The sequence below is a fragment of the Bradyrhizobium sp. AUGA SZCCT0222 genome (assembly GCF_018130205.1).
GTDB lineage: Bacteria > Pseudomonadota > Alphaproteobacteria > Rhizobiales > Xanthobacteraceae > Bradyrhizobium.
On record NZ_JAFCLX010000024.1, the window covers coordinates 11761 to 23439 of the forward strand.

The following is an 11679-nucleotide window of genomic DNA, read 5'->3' on the forward strand; positions in this document are numbered from 1 at the left end:
ATGAATATCGTAACCGAAAGCCACCTCAAAGGTCAGCCGATCGGCGACAAGGCGCGCAAGCGTCCGGTCCGGATGGTGCGCTGGTTCATCGTCGTCGGGCTGTTGCTGAGCCTGCTGGTCGGCGGCCTGGTCTGGTTCAATTATTTCCGCGGCAAGATGATCGCGCAGTTCTTCGCGAACAACAAACCGCCGCCGACCAGCGTCAGCGTTGCCGACGCGAAGTCCGAAGTCATACCCAACCTGTTGACCGCGGTCGGCGATCTCGCCGCCGTGCATCAGGTCAATGTCACCTCGGATTTGAACGGCCGTATTACCGAGATCATGTTCACCGCGGGTGCTGCCGTGAAGGAAGGCACCCCGCTGGTGCAGTTGTTCGATGGTCCCGAGCAGGCCGACCTCGCCAGCTTCAAGGCGCAGGCCACGATGGCGCAGCTCTCGCTCGAGCGCGCCAAGCAACTGGCAAGCCGCCAGTTCGGGCCGCAGGCAACTGTCGACCAGGCGCAATCGGCGTTCGACCAGGCCAATGCCGGGATCGCCAAGACCCAGGCCATCATCTCGCAAAAGCAGGTGCGGGCCCCGTTCGACGGCGAGCTCGGCGTTCGCAGGGTCGAGGTCGGTCAGTATCTGACGGCGGGAACGCAGATCGTTTCGTTGACCGATCTGTCGCGGCTCTATGCCAACTTCACCGTGACGGAAAAGGACTCAGGCGCGCTCAAGGTCGGACAGATCGTCCGTATCGCGGTCGACGCCTATCCGGGCCGCAAGTTCGAGGGCAAGATCACGACCATCGAGCCGCAGATCGCTACCGACACGCGCAACATTCGCGTGCAGGCGACGATCGACAACCCGGACCGCATCCTCAAGCCGGGCATGTTCGCGACCACCACTGTGGTGCTGCCGGACAAGCCGCCGGTCGTCACCATTCCCGAGACCGCGGTCGACTACACGCTGTATGGCGACTCCGTCTATCTCCTCACCGAGAAGAAAGAGGATGACGGCAAGACCAGCCTGACGGCGGTGCGCACCTTCGTGCAGACCGGCAACCGCATCGACGGGCGTGCCGAGATCCTGAAAGGGCTGAAGTCCGGCGATCGTGTCGTTGCGGTCGGACAGCTCAAGCTGCAATCGGGTGCGGCAGTGACGATTTCGGCCGATCCGGCGCCTGTGATTCCGGCGAAGCCGCCGCGCTATTGAACGTGACGGGGCCGGTAGGGCAGCGTTTGCAACATCAGGATTCAGGCATCGGTCTCGTGAAGGGACCGTGCCCACATGTTTGAACTGGATAACCAGCGATGGCCTTAACTGATATCTTCATCAAGCGCCCGGTTTTGTCGGTCGTCGTCAGCCTGCTGATTCTTTTGCTCGGTCTGCGGGCCGCCAGCGTCCTGCCGATCCGGCAGTATCCGAAGCTGTCGAACACGGTGATCAACGTCACCACCGTCTATCCGGGCGCGTCGGCGAATTTGATTCAGGGCTTCATCACGACGCCGATCGAGCAGGCGATCGCCTCCGCCGAAGGTGTCGACTACATCACGTCGTCGTCGGTGCAGGGCACGAGCACGATCCAGGTCTACATCAAGCTGAATTTCGATCCGAACCAGGCGCTGACCGAAGTTCTCGCCAAGACGAACTCGGTCAAATATCTGATCCCGAAAGAATCCAACGATCCGATCGTGACCAAGACAACCGGTCAGACGACGGCCGTGATGTATCTCGGCTTCTCCAGCGAGGAGTTGTCCGGTTCGGCGATCTCGGACTATCTGACGCGCGTGGTCCAGCCGGTGCTGTCGACCGTCGACGGCGTGGCGTCGGCCGACATTCTGGGCGGCCAGACATTCGCGATGCGGCTGTGGCTTGATCCGATCAAGATGGCCGGGCGCGGCGTATCGCCGAGCGATGTCCAGGCGGCGATCCAGGCCAACAACTTCCAGGCTGCCGCCGGCCAGGCCAAGGGCTACTTCATCGTCTCCAACATTACGACCAATACCGACTTGCGGAGCCTTGATCAGTTCAAGCGGATGATCGTCAAGTCAAAGGACGGCGGCTTTGTTCGGGTCGAGGATATCGCGACCGTCGAACTGGCGGCGCAAAGCACCGACGCGAGTGTCGCGTTCAGCGGCGAGCGCGCGATCTTCATCGGCGTGCAGGCGACCCCGCAAGGCAATCCGTTGACGCTGGTCAAAGGCGTGCGTGCGCTGTTTCCGGAGCTGGAACGCAACTTGCCGCCTTCGATGAAGATGAAGGTGGCCTACGATTCCACCAAGTTCATTCAGTCGTCGATCGACGAGGTGCAGAACACGCTGATCGAGGCGATGCTGATCGTCGTGGTCGTGATCTTCCTGTTCCTGGCATCGTTCCGTTCGGTCATCATTCCCGTCGTCACTATACCGTTGTCGCTGATTGGCGTCTGCAGCCTGATGCTGGCGCTGGGCTTCAGCTTCAACCTGCTGACGCTGCTGGCGATGGTGCTCGCCATCGGGCTCGTGGTCGACGATGCCATCGTGGTGGTCGAGAACATCCATCGCCATCTGGAAGAGGGAAAAACACCGGTACAGGCGTCCCTGCAGGGTGCGCGCGAAATCGTCGGTCCCGTGATCTCGATGACGATCACGCTGGCGGCGGTGTATGCACCGATCGGATTCCTCGGCGGCTTGACCGGCTCGCTGTTCCGCGAATTTGCCTTCACGCTCGCGGGCTCGGTGATCGTGTCCGGCGTGATTGCGCTGACACTGTCGCCGATGATGTGCTCGGTCCTGCTCAAGAGCGCCGAAGAGGGGCGTTTCGCCAGGATCGTCAACCGGGTGTTCGGCGCGATGACGCGCTGGTACGGAAGGCAACTCGATCGCTCGCTCGACTATCGCCCGATCACCGGCGTATTCGCGCTGACGATGCTCGGTCTGGTCGGGTTCCTCTATATGAACACGGCCAAGGAACTCGCGCCCGAAGAGGATCAGGGCATTGTGTTCTCGGTGACCAAGGCGCCGAAATACGCCAACATCGACTATGTCGACTTCTACGGCGACAAGCTCGACAAGGCGTTTGCCAAATTTCCCGAAACCGACCTGCGCTTCGTCCTGAATGGCATTAATGGCCCGCAGGGCGGGATCGCCGGCATGCTGCTCAAGCCGTGGGACGAGCGTGAACGTTCCTCGATCAAGCTGAAGCCGCTGGTACAGGCGGAGATCAGCAAGATCGAAGGTGTCCAGGCGTTCGCGTTCAACCTGCCGCCGCTCCCGGGCGGGCCCGGTGGTCTGCCGGTGCAGATGGTGATCAATTCGACCGCCGGCTTCCAGGCCGTCTATGAGGAGATGAACAAGCTAAAGGACGCGGCGCGCAAGAGCGGCCTGTTCATCGTCTCCGACAGCGACCTCGACTTCAATCAGCCGGTGGTGCGGGTCAACATCGACCGTTCCAAGGCAAGCGATCTCGGCATCAACATGGCGCAGGTCGGCGCCACGTTGCAGACTCTGCTGGGCGGCAATTACGTCAATCGCTTCAACCTCGAGGGGCGCTCGTATCAGGTGATCCCGCAGGTGCCCCGCGGCATGCGGCTGTCGCCGGAATCGCTCGGCGGTTACTATGTCCCGACCAACACGGGGCAATTGGTGCCGCTGTCGACCATCGTGTCGATCGAGACCGCGACCGATCCGAATTCGCTGACGCATTACAACCAGCTGAACTCCGCGACCTTCCAGGCGGTGCCGATGCCGGGCGTGACGGTTGGGCAGGCGGTGGACTTCCTCGAAGGTGAAGCCAAGAAGTTGCCCGCCGGCTTCGGTCACGACTATCTGGCCGATTCCCGTCAATATGTGCAGGAGGGCAATCAGCTCGCGATCACCTTCGGTTTCGCGCTGATCATCATCTTCCTGGTGCTGGCGGCGCAATTCGAAAGCCTGCGCGATCCGCTGGTGATCATGATCAGCGTTCCCATGGCGATCGTCGGTGCGCTGATCCCGCTGTTCTTCGGCGTGGCGACGATCAACATCTATACCCAGGTCGGATTGCTGACCTTGGTCGGCCTGATCACCAAGCACGGCATCCTGATGGTGGAGTTCGCCAACGAACTGCAGCTCAAGGAAGGTCTCGACAAGCGTTCGGCGATCGAGATGGCGGCCCGGATCCGGCTGCGTCCGATCCTGATGACGACGGCGGCGATGGTCACCGGCCTGATCCCGCTTCTGACGGCAACGGGCGCAGGTGCGGCGAGCCGCTTCTCGATTGGTCTCGTCGTGGTCTCCGGCATGTCCATCGGTACGCTGTTCACGCTGTTCGTGCTGCCGGCGGTCTATGTCTGGATGGCCACCGACCACCAGGCCAAGGCTGGTTCGCAGCGGACAAAGGAAATCGCAGATTTCGATCTGGGAACGCCTGGGCTCAAACCGACCTGAGCATGGCAGGCGAATAGGACGAAGGCGGCGGCGGTCCTGATCGCCGCCGTTTCGTTATGAGCTCCGGCTTGCCGCGGTGCGGCAAGAGACAAGCTCAAGGCTTCTTGATACCTTGGCCGGGATGAGCATTTCCCTGCATCCCGGCACCCCAGAGGGGCGCACGCTGGCGGCTGCTTCGCCCGCGGAGAATGCTGTGCCCGCGCAGGGGGCGCCCGGGACCAAAACCCGCAACCGGCTGTTCACCAAATACGTCGCGCTGTTCGTTGCCGTGGTGGGCGTGGCGCTGCTTTCCAACGGGATTTTCGAGGTTTTCTTCTATTATCGGGAGCACAAAACCTCCCTGATCCGGATCCAGCACGAGCAGGCCGAAGCCGCCGCTGCCAAGATCGGCCAGTTCATCAAGGAAATCGAAAGCCAGCTGGGCTGGACCACCCAATTGCCCTGGTCGGCCGGATCGCTGCAGGATCGCCGGTTCGACGCGCTCCGCCTGCTGCGGCAGGTGCCGGCCATCACCGAGCTGTCGCAGATCGATTCCACCGGCAAGGAACGCCTGCGGGTGTCGCGGCTGGCGATGGATGTCGTCGACTCCGGCCTCGACCTTTCCAAAGACCCGAAATTCACGGAAGCCGTCGCCAACAAGGTGTTTTACGGGCCGGTGTATTTTCGCCGGGAGTCCGAGCCCTACATGACGCTATCGCTGGCCGGCACCCGCAAGGATGCCGGTGTCAGCATCGCCGAGGTCAATCTGAAACTGATCTGGGACGTGGTCTCGCAAATCAAGGTCGGCGAGCGCGGCCACGCCTATGTCGTCGGCTCGGCGGGACGCCTGATTGCCCATCCCGACATCAGCCTGGTGCTACGCAACACCGACATGTCGAAGCTGACACAGGTGCAGGCCGCCGCCCGCACCGGCAGAACCAGCGAAGCCGTTGAATTGCAGGGCGCGCTGAACATCCAGGGGCAGGAGGTGCTGACGGCATCCGCGCCGATCGCCCCGCTGGGATGGACGATGTTCGTCGAACTGCCGGTCAACGAAGCCTACGCCTCGCTGTACCAGGCGTTGCAGCGGCTTGCCTTGCTGCTCGCGGCGGCATCGATCGTTGCGGTGCTCGCCGGAATTTTCCTGGCTCGTCGCATGGTCGGCCCGATCCAGGCATTGCGGGCCGGCGCCGAACGCATCGGCGGCGGCGATTTCGCCCAGCGCATCAACATCAAGACCGGCGACGAACTCGAAGGCCTCGCCAATCAGTTTAACGACATGGGCGCGCGGCTGCAGGAATCCTATGCGGACCTGGAGAAGAAGGTCGAGACACGGACTGCGGAACTGAGAGAAACGCTCGAACAGCAAACCGCAACATCGGAAGTCTTGGAAGTCATCAGCTCATCTCCGGGCGAACTGGATCCGGTGTTCCAGAAGATGCTCGAAAACGCTACCCATATCTGCGGCGCGCATTTTGGCACGATGAATCAGTACGACGGCAACAGCTTCCGCAACGTTGCGCTCTTCAATGTACCGCAAGCGTATGTCGCCCAGGCGGATGAGCCGATCTATCCGCACCCGAAGAGCGGTCTTGGCATGATTGTAAGAACGCATCAGGCGGTTCAAATCGAGGATCTTCGGACACAACAGCCCTATCTCGAAGGCCATCCAGCCGTTGTTGCGATGTCCGATCTTGCGGGGGCCCGGACCATTGTCATCGTTCCCTTGCTCAAGGAAAACGAGTTGATTGGCACGATTGCGATCTATCGCCAGGAGGTCCGGCCGTTTACCGACAAGCAGATCGCGCTTGTCAGCAGTTTCGCCAACCAGGCGGTGATCGCCATTGAGAACACGCGGCTGCTCCGCGAATTGCGCGAGCGTACCAAGGATCTGAGCGAGTCTCTCGACGAATTGCGCACCGCGCAGGACCGCCTGATACAGACCGAGAAACTGGCTTCGCTGGGCCAGCTCACCGCCGGGATCGCCCACGAGATCAAGAATCCGCTCAATTTCGTCAATAATTTCTCGGCGCTGTCGGCGGAACTGATCGACGAGCTGAACGATGTGCTGAAGCCCGCCGCACTCGACGACAAGACCCGCGAGGAGATCGACGAACTCACCCATATGCTGAAGGGAAATCTCGAAAAGGTCGTGCAGCACGGCAAGCGCGCCGACTCGATCGTCAAGAACATGCTGCTGCATTCGCGCGAGGGATCAGGCGAACTCCGCTCCGCCGACATCAATGCGATCATCGAGGAGAGCCTCAACCTCGCCTATCACGGCGCGCGGGCGGAAAAATCCGGATTCAACGTCACGCTCAAGCGCGATTTCGATCCCGAGGCCGGCATGGTCGATCTCTATCCGCAGGAAATCACGCGGGTGTTCCTCAATCTGATCTCGAACGGTTTTTACGCCGCGACCAAGCGCAAGGAGACGGGCGAGGAGGGCTTCGAGCCTGTTCTGACGGCGACGACGAAAAACCTCGGCAACAAGGTGGAAATCCGGATTCGTGACAATGGTACGGGTATCCCTTTGGAAGTGAAGGAGAAAATGTTCAATCCCTTCTTTACGACGAAACCCGCGGGCGAGGGAACCGGGCTCGGATTATCGATGAGTCACGACATCGTGGTGAAACAGCACGGCGGCAAGATCGACGTACGGACCGAGCCTGATGTATTCACGGAATTCATTATTACGCTGCCGCGAAAAGGCGTAGCGCAGGCATGATCCCGAAAAGTGGAGACCGGTTTTCGGGTAAGGTCATGCCCAATGATACTGGAGGCAAAATTGAGCGTTTACATCCTCGTCGTGGATGACGAGCCCGATGTCGAAACGCTGTTTCGGCAGCAGTTCCGGCGCGACCTCAAATCCGGTCGCTTTACGATGGAGTTCGCGCCGTCGGCGCCTGCGGCGCTGGAGCGTGCTGCGGAAGTTCGTGACCCGTCGCTGATCCTGATCCTGTCCGACATCAACATGCCCGGCATGAGCGGGCTTGAAATGCTGCCGAAGGTGCGCGCGGCGCGGCCTGATGTGCCCGTCATCATGATCACCGCCTATGGCGATGCCGAAACCCGCCGCAAGGCGATCGAGCGCGGCGCGATCGGCCTCTTGACCAAGCCGATCGATTTTGCGCTGCTGCGCCACGAGATCGATACCCGGCTCGGGCAAGCCGCATGACCGCAACGATCCTCGTCGTCGACGACGAGCCCGATCTCGAGGCTCTGGTGCTGCAGAAATTCCGTCGTCAGATCCGCGACGGCATCGTAGCCTTTGTGTTCGCCCATGACGGGATCGAAGCGTTGGCCTCGATCGAGCAGAACCCGCATGTCGACATGGTGGTATCCGACATCAACATGCCGCGCATGGACGGGCTGTCGCTGCTCGCCAGGCTGCAGGAGGCCGAAGACAAGAAATCCACCATCATCGTGTCCGCCTATGGCGACATGAGCAACATCCGCACCGCGATGAATCGCGGCGCGTTCGATTTCCTGACCAAGCCGATCGATTTCGGCGATCTGGAAATGACGATCGACAAGACCATCCGCCATGTCGAGATGATGCGCGAGGCGCGCCGCCGCCAGGCCGAGGCCGAGCGCGCGCACGCCTCGCTGTCGCGTTATTTCTCGCCGCAGATTGCGAGCCGTCTTGCCGCCATCGGCGACAGCGACGGCATGGAGGTGCATTGGCGCGAGGTCGCGGCGATCTTCACCGACATCACCGGTTTTACCTCGCTGGTGGAAACCGCCGCACCCGACGTGCTGGGTACGCTGCTCGGCGACTATGTGGGCGGCATGACCGACGTGGTGTTCGCGCATGAGGGGACGGTCGCCAAGATCATCGGCGATGCGATCCAGATTCTGTTCAACGCGCCGGGGGATCAGCCTGATTACACCAGGCGCGCGATCGCCTGCGCCCACGATCTCGATCTCTGGGCGCAGGAGTTTCGCCTGCGCTGGAAGGAAAAGGGCGTGAATTTCGGGGCCACGCGCGTCGGCGTTCACGCCGGTCCCGCGCTGGTCGGCAATTTCGGCGGCAGCAGGTTTTTCGACTACACCGCCTATGGCGACACCATCAACACGGCGGCGCGGCTGGAGGCCGCCAACAAGTTCCTGGGCACGCGGATTTGCGTCAGCGCGGTCGCCGCTGATGGCGCCGGGGATTTCCGCGGCCGGCCGGTCGGCGACCTCGTGCTGCGCGGACGCAGCGAGCCGCTGCGCGCCTATGAGCCGTTGACGGCGACAGCGTTTGAGAGCCCCGCGACGTCGCAATATTCCGAAGCCTTCGCCAAGCTCGAGGCCGGTGACCCGGCGGCAATGCCGGCCTTTGCGGCGCTGGTCGGCGCGCATGCCGACGATGCGCTCGCCGGCTTTCATTTGAAGCGGCTGCTCAACGGCGCCAAGGGCGTCTGCATGCAATTGGAATAACAAGAAACGGAGAGCGGATATGACGACCGACTTTGTGGCAGGCAATTACCGGTTCATCCCGGCGGTGTTTCAGTATTCGGCCGGCGCAGCAGCCAACCCCGGTTTTGAGATCGAGCGGGTGCGGTTCGACAAACCGGTGGCGCTGGCCGAAGGTTTTGCCCGGATCGCCAAATACATTCAGGCCGCGGGCAGGCCGTTGACGTCGTTCTGCGCCTGCGAGCTGCGTTCGCCTGCGGCGTTCACCGACGAGGGCTTCCGTAACTTCAACCTGCACTATGTCAAGACGCTCGCCGAATGGGAGATCTATGACGGCACCACCAACCCGGTGGCGCGCAGCAATGTCTGTCCCGAGATCGACCCGCCGGCCGAGCCGTCGTTCCATGCCTTCTCGTTCACGCGTCCGAGCGGGAACATGGCGCCGAGTTTCGTGATCGCGGGGAGCGGCGAATCGCTCGAAGGCGGTGCGACCTATGCCGAGCGCACGGTGCGCTACCGCGACCTCAGCCCGGAGGGGATGAAGGAAAAGATCCGTCATGTGGTCGCCACGATGGAAAAGCGCATGGGCGAGTTCGGCTTCGGCTGGAAGGATGCGACGGCGGCACAGACCTACACGATCCACGACTTCCATCCGGTGTTTGCCGAAGAGCTGGTCCGCCGCGGCGCCGCGCGTTCGGGCGTGACCTGGCATTTTGCAAGGCCCCCGGTGATCGACCTCGAATACGAGATGGATTGCCGGCGGGTGTTGCGGGAGCTGGTGATTTAAGCGGGGAGTTCTTTAGGACTTTATTTTCGTCATTGCGAGGAGCAAAGCGACGAAGCAATCCATGCTTTCCGCTTGGACGGATGGATTGCTTCGCTGCGCTCGCAATGACGGCGGTCAAAACCGCCCGCCTCCGCCTAACGCTCCCTTGGGTCGAGCGCGTCGCGCAGGCCGTCTCCGACCAGGTTGAACGACAGCACCACGAGGAAGATCGCAAGTCCCGGCCAGATCGCCATCCAGGGCGCGTTGGTCAGGAAACGTTGCGCGGCGTTGAGCATGCTGCCCCAGGACGGCGAGGGCGGCTGCTGGCCGAGGCCGAGGAACGACAATGCGGCCTCCGCAATGATGGCGGCCGCGATCGACAGCGTCGCCTGCACCAAAAGCGCCGGCATGATGTTCGGCAGGATATGGAACAGCGCGATGCGCCAGCGCGGATTGCCCATCGCACGCGCGGCCTCGACATAATCCTCGACCTTGACGCTCATCACCTGGCCGCGGGTCAGCCGGACGAAGATCGGCGTCGCCGAGATGCCGATCGCGATCATGGCATTGCCGAGGCTCGGGCCGAGAAACGCCGCCAGCGCAATGGCGAGGATCAGGAACGGGCAGGCCAGCATCGCATCGGTGATGCGGCTGATCAGGCCGTCGATGAAGCCGCCGCGATAGCCCGACAGCAGGCCGAGCGGCACGCCGATGCCGAGCGCAATCCCGACCGAGATCGCGCCGGCCATCAGCGAGGCCCGCGCGCCGTAGACCACGCGGGCCAGGATATCGCGGCCGAGATCGTCGGTGCCGAACCAGTGCTGCAGCGTCGGCGGCTTGCGCACCAGCGACCAGCTGGTTGCGATCGGGTCATAGGGCACGATCAGCGGCGCGAACAGCGAGAGCACCACGAACAGCGCGATGACAATCAGGCCGACCACGGCGCCCTTGCGTTTGAACAGCCGCCGCAGCGCGCGCCGGGTCGGGCTCTCCAGTTCATCGGAGGCGACTTTTGAAAGGGTGCCGAGGGCGACGTCGGTCATGGGTTATGCCCTCAGCCGCGGGTTGACGAGGACATAGGCGATATCGGCGACAAGATTCAGCGTGATGTAGATCGTCGCCGTCGTCAGCACGACGCCCTGCACGACCGCGTAGTCGCGGTTGAACACCGCGTCGACGATCAATTTTCCAAAACCCGGAATCGAAAAAATCTGCTCGGTCAGCACCGCGCCCGACAGCAGCGTGCCGAGTTCGAGCGCGCCGAGCGTGATCACCGGCGTCAGCGCGTTGCGCATGGCGTGCTTGAGGATCACCGAGCGTTCGGAAAGGCCCTTCGCGCGGGCTGTGCGGACGTAGTCGCTTTCCAGCACCTGCAGCATGGCGCTGCGGGTGTGCCGCATCAGGATCGCGGCAATCGCATTGCCGAGCACGAAAGCAGGCATGATGGTGGACGCGAGGCTGGCGCGCCAGTTTTCCGACAGCGGCACATAGCCGGAGGCCGGAAGCCAGCCGAGCTCGATCGAGAACAGGAAGATCAGCATGATGCCGAGCCAGAAATTCGGTGTCGAGATGCCCCACAGCGCGAACAGGTTGGCGCCGTAGTCCCACGCCGTACCTTTCTTTACGGCCGATACGATTCCGGCGGGAATGCCGATCAGGAAGGCGATCACGATAGCCATCGAGCCGAGCTGGATCGTCACCGGCAGTTTCTGCGCGATCAGGCTCAGCACCGGCACCTTGATGCGCAGCGACTCGCCGAAATCCCCCGACAGCACGCCCTTGACCCAATAGACGTACTGGATCGGGATCGGCTGATCGAGCCGGTATTGCGCGCGGATTTGCGCGATCACCTCGGGATCGCGCTCCTCGCCGGCCATGACCAGCGCGGGATCGCCGGGCAACAGATGCTGCAGCGAAAAGATCAGGACCGACACGAAGAACAGCGTCGGGATCAGTTGCAGGATACGCTGGCCGAGGAAGTTCAGCATGGCTTTCCCCGTGTCCCGGGCGCGGCGCAACATGCAATGTTGCGCTGCTGAACCGGGACCCAGTCTGGCCGCACGGTAGATCCCGGCTCTGCGGAGCAGCGCCGGAGTCGCGCGAAGCGCGATCCCGAGCGCGCTGCACCGCGTTCGGGACACGTGA

General features: G+C 62.3%; 8 protein-coding genes. 6 read left to right on the forward strand and 2 right to left on the reverse strand.

The annotated features are described in order from the left end of the window. The 6 genes from JQ629_RS21050 (at position 1) to cnbZ (ending at position 9555) form a co-directional block, all read left to right on the forward strand. Positions 1-1194, forward strand: a complete 1194-nt coding sequence (locus JQ629_RS21050) for an efflux RND transporter periplasmic adaptor subunit (protein WP_212268481.1) — start codon at positions 1-3, stop codon at positions 1192-1194. A 98-nt stretch (positions 1195-1292) separates the two neighbouring features. Next, positions 1293-4388 (forward strand): MexW/MexI family multidrug efflux RND transporter permease subunit, encoded by a 3096-nt coding sequence (locus JQ629_RS21055; RefSeq protein WP_212414296.1) that lies wholly within the window; start codon positions 1293-1295, stop codon positions 4386-4388. 121 nt (positions 4389-4509) lie between these two features. Continuing rightward, complete coding sequence (locus tag JQ629_RS21060; RefSeq protein WP_212414297.1) at positions 4510-7095, forward strand: ATP-binding protein; 2586 nt, start codon at positions 4510-4512, stop codon at positions 7093-7095. Positions 7096-7155: 60 nt separating this feature from the next. Then, positions 7156-7545: a response regulator gene (locus JQ629_RS21065; protein ID WP_212268458.1), complete on the forward strand. Its 390-nt coding sequence runs from the start codon at positions 7156-7158 to the stop codon at positions 7543-7545. Continuing rightward, entirely contained in the window at positions 7542-8792 is a 1251-nt protein-coding gene (locus tag JQ629_RS21070; protein WP_212414298.1) for an adenylate/guanylate cyclase domain-containing protein, read from the forward strand. The genes JQ629_RS21065 and JQ629_RS21070 overlap by 4 nt, the downstream gene beginning before the upstream one ends. A 19-nt stretch (positions 8793-8811) precedes the next feature. Further along, positions 8812-9555 (forward strand): 2-amino-5-chloromuconate deaminase CnbZ, encoded by a 744-nt coding sequence (gene cnbZ / locus JQ629_RS21075; protein WP_212414299.1) that lies wholly within the window; start codon positions 8812-8814, stop codon positions 9553-9555. 134 nt (positions 9556-9689) lie between these two features. On the opposite strand, the gene JQ629_RS21080 is transcribed toward cnbZ, so the two are convergent. Then, positions 9690-10577 (reverse strand): ABC transporter permease, encoded by an 888-nt coding sequence (locus JQ629_RS21080; protein ID WP_212414300.1) that lies wholly within the window; start codon positions 10575-10577, stop codon positions 9690-9692. Between the two features lie 3 nt (positions 10578-10580). Further along, positions 10581-11522, reverse strand: coding sequence for an ABC transporter permease (locus JQ629_RS21085; RefSeq protein WP_192737237.1), 942 nt, complete (start codon positions 11520-11522; stop codon positions 10581-10583). Positions 11523-11679 lie beyond the last annotated feature (157 nt).